This window comes from Sphingopyxis lindanitolerans, assembly GCF_002993885.1.
Classification (GTDB): Bacteria; Pseudomonadota; Alphaproteobacteria; order Sphingomonadales; family Sphingomonadaceae; genus Sphingopyxis; species Sphingopyxis lindanitolerans.
Map to the genome: position 1 here is coordinate 3,299,667 of NZ_CM009578.1, position 15,272 is coordinate 3,314,938.

A 15,272-nucleotide genomic window follows, 5' to 3' on the forward strand; every position below is an offset into this window, starting at 1 on the left:
TGCGCTTCCGGTGCTCACGTACTGAAGTACGCTGCGCTCCGGTTCTCGGAGTCAGCCATTCTCGCTCCACCACGAACTGAATCTCGACATAGTCTGGGCGGCCGATGAAAGAATTTTCCCTCTCCCTCACCGCCACCCCCGACACGATCGACGAACTCGGCCATGTCAACAATGCCGTCTGGGTCCAGTGGATCCAGCAGGTCGCGACCGGCCATTGGGATGCCGCGGCGCCGCAATCGCATAAAGACGCTTTTGTCTGGGTCGTGGTGCGGCACGAGATCGACTATCTGCGTGCGCTCGGCCCCGGCGAGACGGTGACCGCGCGAACCTGGGTCGCCGACAAGCCGCAGGGCGCGAAATTCGACCGCTTCATGGAATTCACCGGCGCCGACGGCAAGGCGCACGTCCGCGCGCGGACGGTGTGGGCGCTGCTCGACAAGGCGAGCGGGCGGCCGCTGCGCGTCACCGATGCGGTTGTGGCGCCGTTTCTGGGCTAGCTATTCCTCGGTCCGGATCAGGATCATTTCGCCGATCAGCGCGAAGAGGATGAACGGGCCCCACGCGGCGAGGAAGGGCGAATAGGCGCCAAGATCGCCCATCGCGAGGGCGAAATTGTCGGCGACGAAATAGGCGAAGCCGAGCGCCATGCCGAGGATCGCGCGCACGAACAGCTTGCCCGATCGCGCCAGGCCAAAGGCGGCGACGGCGCCGAGCAGCGGCATCAGGATCGCCGACAGCGGTCCCGAAATCTTGTGCCACAGCACACCCTTCAGCGCATCGACCGGCCGCCCCGCGGCTTCGAGGTCCGCGATGGCGGAGGCAAGCTGCGGGAAGGGCAGCTCGTCGCCATCGACCTGCGCCAGCGTGAACTGGTCGGGGCGCACACCCTGCATCGCGGTGATCGTGCCGAGCGGTTCGAGCGTGCCCGACCGGCGCAGGAAACGGCGGGCGTCGGTCATTTCCCAGCCCCCCGCGACCGGGCGCGCGCTGTCGGCCTTCAGCATCGACGACAGCACGCCCTGCGTCCGTTCATAGATGGTGACGCCGCGAAGCACGATCACCGGCCCGCCGGTTTCGACCGTCGCGGCGTTGATCAGGTCATTGCCGTCGCGAACCCAGATATTCGTTCGGACGCCGCTGTCCCTCGGCACCTGCGCATATTCGACCTTTTGCCAGGCGCTGAGCGCGGCGGTCGAGCGGGTGACGATGCGTTCGTTGAAACCAAAGCTGATGCCCGCGACGAGCAGCGCGGCGAGGAACAGCGGCGCGAGTACCTGATGCGCCGACATGCCGGCCGCCTTCATCGCGATCACTTCGCTGTTCTGGTTGAGCGTCATCAGCGTCAGGATCGTGCCCAGCAGGACCGAAAAAGGCAGGAATGTCTCGATGATCTGCGGCATCCGCATGCCGACATAGCGCCAGACATCGCTGTCGCCATTGCCCGCGACGGCCAGGATCTTGCCGCTTTCGCCGAGCAGATCGAGCGTCTGCAGCACCAGCACCAGCGCGAACAGGATCGAAAAGGTGCGGATCAGGAACATCCGCCCGACATAAAGCGCCATCGTGCGCGACGGGAAAAAGTGAAGCTGGTGCATGTCAGATGGTCTGCGGCTTGCGCTGGAAGATGCGGATCAGGCCGCGGATGCGCGCGCCGACCTTGGCCGCGACCCGTTCGAGCGCGCCGATCGGCTGGCCGCCGGGGACGTGCGCGAGCGTGTAATACATCCAGACCGAAAGCCCCGCGAACAGCAGGAAGGGCACCCACAGGGCGATCAGCGGGTCGATGACGCCGCGCGCGCCCATGTCTTCGGCATATTGGTTGATCTTGTGCTGGGTCACCAGCATCACGATCGACAGGAAGACGCCGAGCGCCGAGGTCGAGCGCTTGGGCGGGATGGCGAGCGCGAGCGCGATCAGCGGAACGAGGAACATCGACGCGACCTCGACGATGCGGAAATGGAAATTCGCGCGCGATTCGAGCCGGGTCTTCAGCGGCTCGGTCTTGTCCTTGCCGACGACGAACAGCTCGGGGATCGTCAGCTCGCGGTCGGCGCCGCCGCGCAGGCGGAACGCCTCGATCTTGGGCAGCGGGATCGGCAGGTCGTGATTGTCGAAGGTCAGGACGCGCGGCACCGCGAATTTGGGCGATTCATGGATCAGCACCCCCTGCGACAGGCGCAGGATGATCGTGTTCGGATCGTCGGTCGCGAGGAACTGGCCGCGCGACGCGGTCGCCGACACCCGCTGCCCGTCCTTGTTGTCGCCGCGCACGAAAATGCCGCGCAAGCTGCGGCCATCGTCATAGCTCTGCTCGATTCGCAGCGTCATGCGGTCGCCGAGCTTGGTGAATTCACCGACCTTGATCGACGCCCCGAGCGCGCCCGAGCGCAGGTCGAACTGCAAGCCTTCATAGGCATAGCGGGCATAGGGCTGGATGAAGCCGACGATCGCGAGGTTGAGCAAAGCGAGCGCGAAGGCAAAGGCATAGGGGACGCGCAGCAGCCGCCCAAAGCTCATGCCGACGCCGCGCAGCACGTCGAGCTCGCTCGACGTCGCGAGGCGGCGAAAGGCGAGGAGGATGCCGAGCATCAGCCCGATCGGAATGCCGAGCGACAGATATTCGGGGATCAGATTGGCGAGCATCCGCCACACGACGCTCACCGGACCGCCCTCGGTCGCGACGAAATCGAAGAGGCGGAGCATCTTCTCCAGCACCAGCAACATCGCCGAGAGGACGAGGGTGCCGAGCATGGGAAAGAAGATCAGTCGCGCGATATACCGATCGATGGCGGGTAGCTTATTCAAGTTTCGGTCGCCCCATCACCATGATTTGGCCGCAAATGTTTCCGATATGCCGATTCAAGGGCGACAGGGGCCCATACCAGCCTGGCTGGCATGGCTATAACCACTGGGAGCTATTGCGTCATGTCGAAATTTGTATCGACGTTCCTCTGTCTTGCTTTGCTGACCGTCGCGGGAGCGGCGAACGCAGAAGGACAGGTCCTGTCGAACGATCTGTCGAAGTGCCGGAGCGGACCGTCCACTCTGGTTCAGATCAACGGCCTGAAAGGCGGCACGGGCAAGGTGCGCGTGCAAAGCTATCGTGCGACCGCGGCCGACTGGCTCGCCAAGGGCCGCTGGATCACCCGGATCGAAGCGCCCGTGCGCGCCGGATCGATGACCGTGTGCGTGCCGCTGCCCGAAGCCGGCAGCTATGGCATCGCGGTGCGTCACGACGTCAACGGCAACGGCAAGACCGACCTGACCTCCGACGGCGGCGGCATGTCGAACAATCCGAGCATCAACATCTTCAACCTCGGCAAGCCGAGTTACAAGAAGACGGCCTTTGCGGTCGGCAATGCGCCGCGGACGATCACCATCACCATGAAATATATGTAGGGACGAATGGCGAGCGTCGCGCTTCTTTCCAATCCACGCTCGACGGGTAACCGGGCCCTGTTGCCGCGGGTGCGCGAATATTGCGCGGCGCATCCCGACATTTTTCATTATGAGGTCGAGGACGTCGATCAGATCGGCGAAGCGATCCGCACCATCGCGTTGGTGTCCCCGCGCATCGTCGCGATCAACGGCGGCGACGGCACCGTCCAGGCGGCGCTGACCGAGCTTTATTCGGGCGGCCATTTCGGCGGTTCGCCGCCGCCGGTCGCGGTGCTGCCCAACGGCAAGACCAATTTGATCGCGCTCGACCTGGGCGCCGAGGGCGACCCGATCAAGGCGTTGCAGCGCGTCGTCGAACTGGTCCACGATGGCCGGCTCGAGGATCATGTGGTCCAGCGCCAGCTGATCTCGCTCGACCGCGACGGCGCGCGCCCGGTGCTCGGCATGTTCCTTGGCGGCGCCTATCTCGCCGACGTCATGCTCTATTGCCGCCACCGCATCTATCCGCTCGGACTGCCCAATGGCGTGTCGCACGTCCTGGCGGCGATCCTCGGCCTGTTCGCGATGATCTTTGGGATCGGCGGCGGACGCCTGCCGCCCAAGCCCGAACCGATGACGGTGTCGCTTGTCCGCCAGGGCGAGTTCAAGGGCAAATTCTCGCTGCTGATCGTGACGACGCTCGAAAAGCTGCTGCTCAGCATCCGCACCGGTGATGGCCCCGGACCGAACGGCCATATGAAGCTGCTCGCGACCGACAGCAATGTCGGTGCATTGTTCCGGATGCTCGGGGCGACGTGGCGCGGGACGCTGGGACAGAAACAGCTCGACGGCGTGCATTTCCAGCAGGGCGACGAAATCCGCATCGAGGGCGAACGCTCGAACGTCATTCTCGACGGCGAGATTTTCGAGGCGCGGAACGGCAAGCCGATCATCCTGACCTCGACCCAGCCGGTGCCCTTCCTGCGCCTCGCAGTCTGAGCGCCGCGTTATGCGCGATTCCATCCACTTATCCGATTCTCCGAGCGAAGCCGGGGGGACCGGCCGAGCGCAGTCGAGGCCCGCGAGCAATTCTCGCTTCGCTCGAACGAGCCCCTCGGCTTCGCTCGGGGAATCGGGAAGGCTGACGCAATTGATCCGCGAAGAACTGTCGCTCCCCGTCGATCCGCGCGTCGCCGCGATGGCGGCGGCGATCGCCGCCGAATATCCGGGCAGCGCGCGGTCGGTCCTCTTCTATGGAAGCTGCCTGCGCGAGACGCAGCTCGACGGGCTGATGCTCGATTTCTATCTGATCGTCTCGGACTATGGCGACGCTTATCCGCGGCGCTGGCTGGCGCTCGCGAACCGGCTGATCCCGCCCAATGTCTTTCCCTTTCAGCACGGCGGGCTGGTCGCCAAATATGCGGTGCTGAGCGAGGGTGATTTTCATCGCCTCAACGGCCCGGAAACGCGCAATATATCGGTTTGGGCGCGCTTTGCCCAGCCGTCGCGGCTCGTCTGGACGGTCGACGATACCGCGGCGGGCCGCGCGGTCGCGGCGGTGGCGCGCGCCGCGCCGACATTGCTCGCCGCCGCCGGTTCACGGGGTGGCGAGGAATCGCTCGACTGGTGGCGCCGCGCCTTCTCGCTGACCTATTCGGCCGAGTTGCGCGCCGAACGGACGACCCGCGCGCAATCGGTCGTCGATGCCGACCCCGACCGCTATCGCCGCTTCAGCGAGCCGGCTATCGCCGCGATTCCCGCCGGCGCGCCGAGCGGCGGCTGGGCGCGCCGCCGCATCGAGGGCAAGCTGCTCAGCATCGCGCGGTTGGCGAAGGCGAGCCTCACCTATGCCGGCGGGATCGATTATCTGGCGTGGAAGATCAATCGCCACGCGGGCACGAAGATCGAGATCAAGCCGTGGCAGCGCCGCTGGCCGCTGCTCGCCGCGGTGACGCTGGTGCCGCGCCTGATGAAGAGCGGCGCGATCCGCTGAGAGCGGCGTGCGTTAGATCTGACCCCGTTTCCGTTCGTGTTGAGCCCTTCGACTGCCTTGGCAGGCGCTCAGGATAAACTTCGGCCTTGGCCGAAGTCGAGACACCTGTCGGCTCGGCGTCACCTCGATGGGTGTCTCGACTTCGCTCGACACGAACGGACATATGGATCAGCGATACATAATTACGGTCCAACCTCTGGCATCAGCTCGCCAGCCTTTGCCCCTCCACCGGCGCGTTGGTGCGGCGGATCGCCTGGTCGAGCGCGGTCAGGGTAAAGGGCTTCCTCAGCACGTCATGGTCGCCGAACGCCTCGTCCTCGCTCGCGTCGCCGGCATAGCCGGTGACGAACAGCACCGGCAGGTCGGGCCAGCGCTGCTTCAACCCGGCGACCATTTCGGGGCCGGTGAGTTCGGGCATCAGCACGTCCGACAGGATGAGGTCGAACCCGCCATGGGTATCGACAAGCGCCTCGGCGTCGAGCGGATTGCTGCACGCGATCGCCCGGTGCCCCAATTCCTCGACCGCGCCCACCGTCGCCGCCAGGACGCGCTGGTCATCCTCGACGACGAGGATTGTCAGGGCGTCGGCGGCGCGCGCGACATCGGGCGTCTCGTCCGCGTCGGCGCCGGGCGCGGGGACGGCCTGGGTGCGCGCGACGGGCAGCAGCATCGCGACGCTCGTCCCTTCGCCTTCGGTCGATGCGACCCGCACCTCGCCGCCCGACTGGCGGCAAAAGGCGAAGACCTGGCTCATGCCGAGGCCGGTGCCCTGGCCGGCGGGCTTGGTGGTGTAAAAGGGGTCGAAAACGCGCTCGACCACCTCCGCCGACATGCCGCAGCCGGTGTCGATGACCTGCACCGCCAGCGCCGCCACCTCTTCCTGCTCGTCGCGCAGCGTGCGGATGGTCAGCGACCCGTGCCCCTCCATCGCGTCGCGCGCGTTGACCGCGAGGTTGAGGAGCGCATTTTCGAATTGCTGGCGATCGACCCAGCAGGCAAGGTCGGGGACGTGGAGGTCGAGCGTCAGCGCGATGCGGTCGCCGATCGTCCGCTCGATCAATTGGGCGAAGCTGGCGATGCAATCATCGACCGGCATCATTTCGGGGCGCGCGGGTTCGGCGCGCGCGAAGGTGAGCAGGCGGCGCGTCAGGTCGGCGGCGCGGTTGGCGCCGTCCATCGCGTTGCTCATGTGCCGCTGCGCCTTGTCGGGCGCGGTCGCGACGAGCCGCTGCGCGAGTTCGAGCCCGCCGACCACGACCGCGAGCATATTGTTGAAATCATGCGCGATGCCGCCGGTGAGCTGGCCGACCGCTTCCATCTTCTGGGCCTGGCGCAATTGCGCCTCGGCCGTCGCGCGCTCGTTCATCTCGCTGCGCAACGCGACGTTCGCCTGCTCGAGTTCGGCGGTGCGCGCCTCGACCGCGGCTTCGAGCTGCATCGCGCGGTCGCTTTCGAACAGCGTTTCGCGCCGCGCCGTGCGGCGTTCGCTTTCGGCGCGGACGAGCGAGACCGTGGCGGCGATCGCGATCACCGCCGCCGCGGCGCCGAGCAGCGAAAAGAGCAGGATCGCCTGGTTGAGGCTGGCGCGATCCGACGCCGCGACGCGGTTGCGTTCGAACAATATCCGGCGCTCGTTGCGGATGAGGTCGGACAACAGTCGGTCGATGCGGAGCAGCGCGCTATCGTGGCCGGCGGCATTATATTTGGAGATGGCGGCGATGGTCTGGCGATAATTGGCGCTGAGCGCCGCGTCGCCGAGTTGTATGCCGCGCGCGGTGAGTTCGGCGGTCAGCTTGCGGACCAGCCCGGCCTGCTCCGGATTGTCGCGAACGTTGCGTTGGAGCAGCGTCAGATATTGCTGCGACAGCCCCCATTGCTGCTGATAGACGCGGCCGTCCTCCTTCTGCAGCCCGACCGCGAAACGGCCGAGCGCGGCTTCGGCCCGCGCCAGCGCGGCATCGAGGCTGCGGGTCTGCGAGATGATCTCCAGGCTGTGCGCCTGCCAGCTCAGCGAGCGGTCGTAATCATCGTTGGCGCGGCTGAGCAACAGGACGAGCGCCCCGACCACGCCGGTCAGGATCGCGCCCAGCCCGATGGTCAGCCAAAAGCGAAACCGCTCCCGCTGATCCTCGGCTTCATTGTCCAGGTCCCGCTCGAACACGGTTTCTTTCTACCGGACAAGCGGCGCGGGGCAAAGCCGCGAAGGGCGCGGATACCGCACGCCGCCTCGACTCGCCGCGAAAAGAAATCCGCTGGTCGGTCCCGATAGCCGAAGCGCGGCGCGGCTCAGCCCAAAATCCCGGCGCGCTTGCCGGCGCGCGCGAAGCGGCCGAGAATCTCGCCGACCTGCTCGATCGAATGTTCGGCACACAGCGAGCAGCGCAGCAGGGTCATCCCCGCGGGGGTCGCGGGCGGGCGGGCGAGGTTGACGTAGAGCCCTTCCTCGAGCAGCGCTTCCCACATCATTGCGCCGCGTTCGAGGTCGGGCATGATCACCGCGATGATCGCCGACTGCGGCTCGTCGGTGCCGAGCTGAAACCCCAGGTCGCGAAGCCCCTTGTGGAGCGTCTTGGAATTTTCCCACAGATGCGCGCGCTTGTTCGACCCGTGCATCAGCTTGCGGATGCTCGTCGCGGCGGTCGCGACGACGCTCGGCGGCAGCGAGGCGGTGAACACATAAGGACGGCAGACGAGCCGCATGATCTCGAACTTCGGGTGGTTCGACACGCAGAAGCCGCCGACGGTGCCGACGCTCTTCGAGAAGGTGCCGATGATGAAATCGACGTCGTCGATGACCCCCTGCGCCTCGGCAACCCCGCGGCCATTCTCGCCGATGAAGCCCATCGAATGGGCTTCGTCGACCAGCACCATCGCGCCATTTTCCTTGGAAACGCGGATCATCTCTTTCAGCGGCGCGACGTCGCCGAGCATCGAATAGACGCCCTCGAGCACCACGAGCTTCCCCGCTTCGGCGGGCAGGCGCTTCAGCCTTTTTTCGAGTGCCTCGACGTCATTGTGGCGAAAGGCGACGATTTCGGCGTCGCCCATCTTGCACCCGTCATAGATCGACGCATGGCTGTCGATGTCGAGGATGACATAGTCGCCCTTGCCCGCGATCGTCGAGATGATGCCGAGGTTCGCCTGATAGCCGGTCGAAAACACCATGGCATGATCCATGGCGTAAAATTCTTTCAGTGCCTCTTCGCATTCCTTGTGGCCCTGATAGGTGCCGTTGAGGACGCGGCTGCCGGTCGTGCCGCTGCCGAAGGTGTCGAGCGCGGCCTTGCCCGCGGCGATGACATCCTCGTCGAAGGTCATGCCCATATAATTATAGGTGCCGAGCAGGATCGTCTCGCGCCCGTTGCAGATCGCGACGGTGGGCGAGAGCACTTTTTCCATCACCAGGCTGAACGGATCGGTGATCCCGGTCGCGAGCAAAGCCTCGCGCTGCTGGATCAGCGGGTCGAATTTGGAGAAAAGGTCGGTCATCGACGCATCAACCCCGCAGTTTTTCGACCGCGTCGATCAGCTGGCCGACATTTTCGATCTCGGCCTGCTGGTTCATGCTGATGATGATGTCGAAACTGTCTTCGACCTCGGCGACGAAATCCATCACCGTCAGGCTGTCCCATTCGAGATCACCGGCAAAGGTCGTCGCGTCGGTCAGTTCGGCGCCCTTTTTGTTGAAAGGCTCGATCAGGCCGTAAATCTGGTCCTTGAGGGCGGTGCTCATCGGGTGCGTCCCATATAGAGGAATGTTGGGTGCGGGAATGCCGCGATGCTTCCCGCATGGCAAGCGAATGCGGCGGGAATCGGGCAGCATCTTGCCGTTCGTGGCGCTTCGTGCCATCCCCTCGCCAGGACCGCCGACAGGGACGCGATGCGATGGACAGCGAAAAATCGGACGCGAAGCCGGAACGGCCGGCGATTTCCTTCCCGCCGAACGCGGTGCATCTCGTGCGCACCAATCAGCAGATCACGATGCAGCTGTCGCAGATGGCCGACCAGAAAGCATCGATCCTGATGGGCGCGACCTTCGTCGTCTTCACGCTCGCGGTCGGGCAGGCGCGCGGCGGGGGCGGGGCGTTCGCGATGCCGCTGACCGTGCTCGCGACCTTTTCCTTCCTCTCCGCGCTGCTCGCCATTTCGGCGGTGCTGCCGCGCGTCGGCAAGGCGCCGCCCGCCGTCTATCGCGACGGCGAGGACCACAGCAACATCCTGTTCTTCGGGCGTTTCGCGCAGATGGACGAGGATGAGTTCATCGACGCGGTCAAGGCGCGGATGCGCACCGAGGAGGATATTTACGAAACCATCCTGCGCGACACCTATCAGAACGGCCTCATCCTCGCGCGGCGCAAATATCGCTTTCTCGCTTATGCCTATCGATTGTTCGTCGTCGGGCTGACGCTGACCTTCCTCTCCTTCGCCTATGAGATGACGGTGCTGTGGCGCGGGTGAAGTGAATATCGTCGCCCCCGCCTTCGCGGGGCGACGGTCTGCTGTTGCCTATTTATCACCCCGGCTCGCGAAACCGCACGCGCCGTTCCTCCCCGCTATTGAACCGCTGAAATGCCCCGCCTATCCGGGCCGGCTATGCTCGAGCAGGCGCACCCCCTGACCGCGGCGCCGCCGCAGACTTTCCGCGCCGAATTTCGCGCGACGCTGGCGCTTGCCCTGCCGCTGGCCGCGGCGAACCTGCTCCAGATGCTCGTTCATGCCGTCGATGTCATCTTCGTCGCGCGGCTCGGCGACACCGCGCTCGCGGCCTCGTCGCTCGGCGTCGCGATCTTCGGCCTGTTGCTGTGGACCGGCACCGGGCTGGTCGGCGCCGCCGCGCCGCTGATCGCCGCCGAACTCGGGCGGCGCAACCATAGCGTGCGCGAGGTGCGGCGCACCGTCCGCATGGCGCTATGGCTCAGCCTGCTCGTTTCGCTCGCCTTCATGGGCGTCTGCGCGGCGGGCGGTCCGATCATGCACGCGACGGGGCAGGATCCGATCCTCTCCGAACGCGCCGCCGGGTTCCTGCTGATCCTGATGTGGGGCATGTTTCCGATGATCGCGGCGAGCGTGCTGCGCATCTTCGTCTCGGCGCTCGGCCGGCCGACGATCGCGACCGCGATCACCTTCTTCGCGCTGTTCGTCAATGCGTTTGGCAATTGGGTGCTGGTGTTCGGCCACCTCGGCCTGCCCGCGCTCGGCCTCCATGGTTCGGCGCTGTCGAGCGTGATGACCAGCACCGCGATGCTGGTCGCCTATGTCGTCGTGATCCAGACCGACCGGCGGCTGCGCCGCTATCATCTGTTCGGCAATTGGTGGCGCAGCGAATGGAGCCGGTTCGCGGAGATGCTGCGGATCGGCACCCCGATCGGCCTGACCATCCTCGCCGAAGCGGGGCTGTTCACCGGCGCCGCCTTCCTGATGGGCCGGATCGGCGAGGCGCAGCTTGCCGGGCATACGATCGCGCTCCAGATCGCCGCGCTTGCTTTCCAGATACCCTTCGGCGTCGCGCAGGCGGCGACGATCCGCGTCGGGCTCGCCTATGGCGCGCGCGACCGCCGCGGCATCGCGCTCGCGGGGCGGGCCTCGCTGGGACTCGGCGTCGGTTTCATGGGCTTTACCGCGCTTTTGATCTGGCTGTTTCCCGGTCTTGTCCTGTCGATCTATGTCGATGTGAACGAGGCGAAGAACGCCGCGCTCGTCGGTTTCGCGATGCAGTTCCTCGTCGTCGCGGCGGCGTTCCAGCTTTTCGACGGTGCGCAGACGGTCGCCGCGGGGGTGCTGCGCGGGTTGCAGGACACGCGCATCCCGATGCTGATCGCGGTCTGCGGCTATTGGATCGCGGGCTATGGCACCGCCATCTATCTGGGGTTCTGGACGCCGCTGTCGGGCGTCGGCGTCTGGATCGGCCTCGCCGTCGGACTGGTCGTCGTCGCGGCGATGCTGCTCACGCGCTGGCGGCTGCGGGCGCGGCTGGGGCTGCTTCCGGCCTAGGGCAAAAAACTTTGCTCGACACCGCTTGACGCCTCCAGCCCCTCCACCCATATGCCTGCCTGTTAGCACTCTCCCAGGGCGAGTGCCAAACATGCCATCATTTGCACCTTTGGAGAGAAATCCATGCAATTTCGTCCGCTGCACGACCGCGTGCTTGTTCGCCGTATCGAAGCCGAAGAAAAAACGGCCGGCGGCATCATCATTCCCGACACCGCCAAGGAAAAGCCGCAGGAAGGCGAAGTCGTCTCGGTCGGCTCGGGCACCCGCGCCGACGACGGCAAGGTGACCCCGCTCGACGTCAAGGCCGGCGACCGCATCCTGTTCGGCAAATGGTCGGGCACCGAGGTCAAGGTCGACGGCGAAGAGCTGCTGATCATGAAGGAATCGGACATCCTCGGCGTCATCGCCTGAGCGATTTCATCGAATCACGAGTAAAGTTGCGCAGTTTTCTGCGCCTTTGAAAGGAACAAGCCCATGGCTGCTAAAGACGTCAAATTCTCGCGCGACGCGCGCGAACGCATCCTGCGCGGTGTCGACACCCTCGCCGACGCGGTGAAGGTCACCCTCGGTCCCAAGGGCCGCAACGTCGTCATCGACAAGAGCTTCGGCGCCCCCCGCATCACCAAGGACGGCGTCACCGTCGCCAAGGAAATCGAGCTCAAGGACAAGTTCGAGAATATGGGCGCGCAGATGCTGCGCGAAGTCGCCTCGAAGGCGAACGACAAGGCCGGCGACGGCACCACCACCGCGACCGTTCTCGCCCAGGCGATCGTCCGCGAAGGCATGAAGTCGGTTGCCGCCGGCATGAACCCGATGGACCTGAAGCGCGGCATCGACCTTGCGGTCACCAAGGTCGTCGAAACGATCAAGGCGCAGTCGAAGCCGGTTTCGGGCACCGCTGAAATCGCCCAGGTCGGCATCATCTCGGCCAATGGCGACAAGGAAGTCGGCGAGAAGATCGCCGAAGCGATGGAAAAGGTCGGCAAGGAAGGCGTGATCACCGTCGAGGAAGCCAAGGGCCTCGATTTCGAACTCGACGTCGTCGAAGGCATGCAGTTCGACCGCGGTTACCTGTCGCCCTATTTCATCACCAACCCGGAAAAGATGCTCGTCGAGCTGGCCGATCCGTACATCCTGATCTTCGAAAAGAAGCTCTCGAACCTGCAGGCGATGCTGCCGATCCTCGAAGCCGTGGTCCAGTCGGGTCGCCCGCTGCTGATCATCGCCGAAGACATCGAAGGCGAAGCGCTCGCAACGCTGGTGGTCAACCGCCTGCGCGGCGGCCTGAAGGTCGCGGCCGTCAAGGCACCGGGCTTCGGCGATCGCCGCAAGGCGATGCTGCAGGACATCGCGATCCTCACCGCCGGTGAAATGATCAGCGAAGACCTGGGCATCAAGCTGGAGAGCGTCACGCTCGCCATGCTCGGCCAGGCCAAGCGCGTCACCATCGACAAGGACAACACGACGATCGTCGATGGCGCCGGTGACCATGACGCGATCAAGGGCCGGGTCGAACAGATCCGCGCGCAGATCGAAACCACGACCAGCGACTATGACAAGGAAAAGCTGCAGGAACGTCTGGCGAAGCTCGCTGGCGGTGTGGCGGTCATCAAGGTCGGCGGCGCGTCGGAAGTCGAAGTGAAGGAACGCAAGGATCGCGTCGATGACGCGCTGCATGCGACCCGCGCTGCGGTCGAGGAAGGCATCGTCCCCGGCGGCGGCACTGCGCTTCTTTATGCCACCAAGGCGCTCGAAGGCCTGTCGGGCATCAACGAAGACCAGACGCGCGGCATCGACATCATCCGTCGTGCGCTGCAGTCGCCGGTTCGCCAGATCGCCGAAAACGCGGGCTTCGACGGCGGTGTCGTCGCCGGCAAGCTGTTCGACCAGAAAGACAGCAACTTCGGCTTCAACGCCTCGACCGACGTCTATGAAGACCTGGTCAAGGCCGGTGTCATCGACCCGACCAAGGTCGTGCGCATCGCGCTGCAGGATGCGGCCTCGGTCGCCGGCCTGCTGATCACCACCGAAGCCGGCATTGCCGAATCGCCCGACGACAAGCCCGCCATGCCCATGGGCGGCGGCGGCATGGGCGGCATGGGCGGCATGGACTTCTAAAGTCCGCGACCGTTCGGCACCCAGCCGACAGATAAGAGGGCCGGGGGAGCAATCCTCCGGCCCTTTTTCATGTCCTTCGTTACCCCGGATCGAGTCCGGGGTAACGCAGGAGAGACATTGCCAGTTCACTTTCCGCGGCATAGCAAGGCATGGATGATGGTCTTTCTTGCCTTCGCTCTCGCCCTGCTTGCGGACCCCGCAACGCCCGCGCCGCCGCCGGTCGAGCGTTGCGGCTATCGCATCGTCCAGACCTATCCGCACGATGCGGCCAGCTTCACCCAGGGGCTGTTCTGGGACGATGGCCATCTCTACGAAGGCACCGGCCAATATGGCCGCTCGCGGATCGCGCGGCTCGACCTCCGGACCGGCAAGGCGCTCGCCGAGGCAAAGCTCCCCGCCGACCAGTTCGGCGAGGGGATCACGCGCTGGGGCGAGCAGATCATCGGCGTGACCTGGCAGAATGGCGTCGGCCATCGCTGGTCGATCAAGGATCTGAAGCCGCTCGGCAATTTCACTTACGATGGCGAGGGGTGGGGCGTCACGATGGTCGACGGCAGCCTCGTGCTCAGCGACGGCTCGCCCGAGCTTCGTTTCCTCGACCCCGCGACGATGCGGGAGCAAAAGCGCGTCACCGTGCGACTGGGCGACCGGCCGGTCGGCATGATCAACGAGCTTGAGGCGATCGACGGTCAGGTCTGGGCGAATATCTGGATGACCGATGTCATCGTCCGCATCGATCCCGTGAGCGGCGCCGTGGTGTCGCTCGTCGACCTTTCGGGGCTGAAGACGGATGCGGGAGCCAGCGGAGCCGACAGCGTCCTCAACGGCATCGCCTGGGACGCGAAGAAGAAGCGGCTGTTCGTCACCGGCAAATATTGGCCGAAGCTTTACGAGATCGCGCTGGCGGACTGCGTTTAGGCCTTAAGCGCGGCCTCCATCCGCGCCGCCGCCGCGTCATAGACGCGCGCCTTCAGCCCTTCGGTGATCGTCCCCGGCGTCCGGTCGGGATGGCCGCCGGCAAAGGGCGGGGCGGGGTCATATTCGATGGCGAGCTGAATCGCCTGCGCTACCGCTTCGCCCTGAAGGCGCGCGATCAGCGTCAGCGCGAAATCGAGCCCCGAGGTCACGCCGCCGCTGGTGACCAGATGGCCGTCCTCGACGATGCGCGCTTTCACCGGCGCCGCCCCGACCAGCGGCAGCAGATGCGTATAGGCCCAGTGCGTCGTCGCGCGTTTGCCCCGCAGCAACCCGGCGCGGCCGAGCAGGAAAGCGCCGGTGCAGACGCTCGTCACCCATTGGGCCCCCGCAGCCTGGCGCGCGATGAAATCGATCGTCTCCGCATTTCCGAGCGCTTCGGTCACGCCGTGACCGCCGGGGACGCAGAGGATGTCGGCCTGCGGCGCGCTCGCGAAGTCGTGCGTCGGCAGGATCGCAAAGCCGCTGTCGGTGGCGATCGGGTCGCGATTCGCCGCCGCGCCGACCAGCCGTGCGCCGGGCATGCGGCTGAGCGCCTGCGCGGGCGCGGTAAAATCGAGCTGGGTGATTCCGGGAAACAGCAGGAAGACGACCGTGGTTGCGGGGGCGGCGGTGTCGGTCATCGCCTATTTCTCCGCCTTCGCTTGCTTGTCCGCGGTTCCGTCGCGGCTTTCGAGCATGTCGGCGGCATCGTCGAGCGCCTTGGCTTCGCTGACGGTGACGCCGCCGGGGCCGGGCTCATTGTCGGTGCGGCTGCATCCCGCCGCCGGCACCAGCGCCAGCGCGAGCAGGGCCGCGGGCCAAAGCGTTCGCATCG

Annotated in this window: 16 protein-coding genes; 9 read left to right on the forward strand and 7 right to left on the reverse strand. The window is 65.6% G+C overall.

All coding sequences use genetic code 11. The annotated features are described in order from the left end of the window. The first annotated feature begins 104 nt into the window (after positions 1-104). A complete protein-coding gene (locus CVO77_RS15725) occupies positions 105-497 on the forward strand; it encodes an acyl-CoA thioesterase (RefSeq protein ID WP_105999852.1) in 393 nt (130 codons plus the stop codon). Here CVO77_RS15725 and lptG read toward each other — a convergent pair whose 3' ends face one another. Then, entirely contained in the window at positions 498-1,595 is a 1,098-nt protein-coding gene (lptG, locus tag CVO77_RS15730; protein ID WP_105999853.1) for an LPS export ABC transporter permease LptG, read from the reverse strand. A 1-nt stretch (position 1,596) separates the two neighbouring features. After that, a complete protein-coding gene (gene lptF / locus CVO77_RS15735) occupies positions 1,597-2,805 on the reverse strand; it encodes an LPS export ABC transporter permease LptF (RefSeq protein WP_105999854.1) in 1,209 nt (402 codons plus the stop codon). A gap of 120 nt (positions 2,806-2,925) precedes the next feature. Between lptF and CVO77_RS15740 the strand changes: the two genes are divergently transcribed. The 3 genes from CVO77_RS15740 (at position 2,926) to CVO77_RS15750 (ending at position 5,371) form a co-directional block, all read left to right on the forward strand. Beyond that, positions 2,926-3,399, forward strand: coding sequence for a DUF2141 domain-containing protein (locus CVO77_RS15740; RefSeq protein WP_105999855.1), 474 nt, complete (start codon positions 2,926-2,928; stop codon positions 3,397-3,399). Positions 3,400-3,405: 6 nt separating this feature from the next. Continuing rightward, positions 3,406-4,377, forward strand: coding sequence for a diacylglycerol/lipid kinase family protein (locus CVO77_RS15745; RefSeq protein ID WP_105999856.1), 972 nt, complete (start codon positions 3,406-3,408; stop codon positions 4,375-4,377). 142 nt (positions 4,378-4,519) lie between these two features. Next, on the forward strand, positions 4,520-5,371 hold the full coding sequence (locus tag CVO77_RS15750; protein ID WP_106000886.1) for a hypothetical protein: 852 nt from the start codon (positions 4,520-4,522) through the stop codon (positions 5,369-5,371). Positions 5,372-5,573: 202 nt separating this feature from the next. Here the strand turns inward: CVO77_RS15750 and CVO77_RS15755 are convergent, their stop codons facing one another. The 3 genes from CVO77_RS15755 to CVO77_RS15765 form a co-directional block, all read right to left on the reverse strand. Beyond that, entirely contained in the window at positions 5,574-7,532 is a 1,959-nt protein-coding gene (locus tag CVO77_RS15755; protein ID WP_105999857.1) for an ATP-binding protein, read from the reverse strand. Positions 7,533-7,657: 125 nt separating this feature from the next. After that, on the reverse strand, positions 7,658-8,860 hold the full coding sequence (gene spt, locus CVO77_RS15760; RefSeq protein WP_105999858.1) for a serine palmitoyltransferase: 1,203 nt from the start codon (positions 8,858-8,860) through the stop codon (positions 7,658-7,660). A gap of 7 nt (positions 8,861-8,867) precedes the next feature. Next, positions 8,868-9,104: an acyl carrier protein gene (locus tag CVO77_RS15765; RefSeq protein ID WP_105999859.1), complete on the reverse strand. Its 237-nt coding sequence runs from the start codon at positions 9,102-9,104 to the stop codon at positions 8,868-8,870. A gap of 152 nt (positions 9,105-9,256) precedes the next feature. Here CVO77_RS15765 and CVO77_RS15770 point away from each other — a divergent pair, with 152 nt between their 5' ends. The 5 genes from CVO77_RS15770 (at position 9,257) to CVO77_RS15790 (ending at position 14,398) form a co-directional block, all read left to right on the forward strand. Beyond that, on the forward strand, positions 9,257-9,829 hold the full coding sequence (locus CVO77_RS15770) for a Pycsar system effector family protein (RefSeq protein ID WP_105999860.1): 573 nt from the start codon (positions 9,257-9,259) through the stop codon (positions 9,827-9,829). Positions 9,830-9,964: 135 nt separating this feature from the next. Further along, positions 9,965-11,362, forward strand: coding sequence for an MATE family efflux transporter (locus CVO77_RS15775; protein ID WP_105999861.1), 1,398 nt, complete (start codon positions 9,965-9,967; stop codon positions 11,360-11,362). A 123-nt stretch (positions 11,363-11,485) separates the two neighbouring features. Further along, the gene (gene groES / locus CVO77_RS15780; protein WP_037554105.1) at positions 11,486-11,773 is read left to right on the forward strand and encodes a co-chaperone GroES; all 288 of its coding nucleotides are present in this window, start codon (positions 11,486-11,488) and stop codon (positions 11,771-11,773) included. Between the two features lie 63 nt (positions 11,774-11,836). Continuing rightward, on the forward strand, positions 11,837-13,480 hold the full coding sequence (gene groL / locus CVO77_RS15785) for a chaperonin GroEL (protein WP_105999862.1): 1,644 nt from the start codon (positions 11,837-11,839) through the stop codon (positions 13,478-13,480). 153 nt (positions 13,481-13,633) lie between these two features. After that, entirely contained in the window at positions 13,634-14,398 is a 765-nt protein-coding gene (locus tag CVO77_RS15790; RefSeq protein ID WP_105999863.1) for a glutaminyl-peptide cyclotransferase, read from the forward strand. Here the strand turns inward: CVO77_RS15790 and CVO77_RS15795 are convergent. Beyond that, positions 14,395-15,078: a DJ-1/PfpI family protein gene (locus CVO77_RS15795; RefSeq protein WP_105999864.1), complete on the reverse strand. Its 684-nt coding sequence runs from the start codon at positions 15,076-15,078 to the stop codon at positions 14,395-14,397. The two genes, CVO77_RS15790 and CVO77_RS15795, sit on opposite strands and share 4 nt — an antisense overlap. A 3-nt stretch (positions 15,079-15,081) precedes the next feature. Then, the gene (locus tag CVO77_RS15800) at positions 15,082-15,270 is read right to left on the reverse strand and encodes a hypothetical protein (protein ID WP_105999865.1); all 189 of its coding nucleotides are present in this window, start codon (positions 15,268-15,270) and stop codon (positions 15,082-15,084) included. Positions 15,271-15,272: the final 2 nt, after the last annotated feature.

Excerpts from the sequence above, each read along its gene's own strand:
- CVO77_RS15765 (WP_105999859.1), bottom strand. The coding sequence starts at position 9,104 with ATGAGCACCGCCCTCAAGGACCAGATTTACGGCCTGATCGAGCCTTTC.
- CVO77_RS15790 (WP_105999863.1), top strand. The coding sequence starts at position 13,634 with ATGATGGTCTTTCTTGCCTTCGCTCTCGCCCTGCTTGCGGACCCCGCA.
- groL (WP_105999862.1), top strand. The coding sequence starts at position 11,837 with ATGGCTGCTAAAGACGTCAAATTCTCGCGCGACGCGCGCGAACGCATC.
- CVO77_RS15725 (WP_105999852.1), top strand. The coding sequence starts at position 105 with ATGAAAGAATTTTCCCTCTCCCTCACCGCCACCCCCGACACGATCGAC.
- groES (WP_037554105.1), top strand. The coding sequence starts at position 11,486 with ATGCAATTTCGTCCGCTGCACGACCGCGTGCTTGTTCGCCGTATCGAA.
- CVO77_RS15800 (WP_105999865.1), bottom strand. The coding sequence starts at position 15,270 with ATGCGAACGCTTTGGCCCGCGGCCCTGCTCGCGCTGGCGCTGGTGCCG.
- CVO77_RS15795 (WP_105999864.1), bottom strand. The coding sequence starts at position 15,078 with ATGACCGACACCGCCGCCCCCGCAACCACGGTCGTCTTCCTGCTGTTT.
- spt (WP_105999858.1), bottom strand. The coding sequence starts at position 8,860 with ATGACCGACCTTTTCTCCAAATTCGACCCGCTGATCCAGCAGCGCGAG.
- CVO77_RS15770 (WP_105999860.1), top strand. The coding sequence starts at position 9,257 with ATGGACAGCGAAAAATCGGACGCGAAGCCGGAACGGCCGGCGATTTCC.
- CVO77_RS15775 (WP_105999861.1), top strand. The coding sequence starts at position 9,965 with ATGCTCGAGCAGGCGCACCCCCTGACCGCGGCGCCGCCGCAGACTTTC.
- lptG (WP_105999853.1), bottom strand. The coding sequence starts at position 1,595 with ATGCACCAGCTTCACTTTTTCCCGTCGCGCACGATGGCGCTTTATGTC.
- CVO77_RS15745 (WP_105999856.1), top strand. The coding sequence starts at position 3,406 with ATGGCGAGCGTCGCGCTTCTTTCCAATCCACGCTCGACGGGTAACCGG.
- CVO77_RS15740 (WP_105999855.1), top strand. The coding sequence starts at position 2,926 with ATGTCGAAATTTGTATCGACGTTCCTCTGTCTTGCTTTGCTGACCGTC.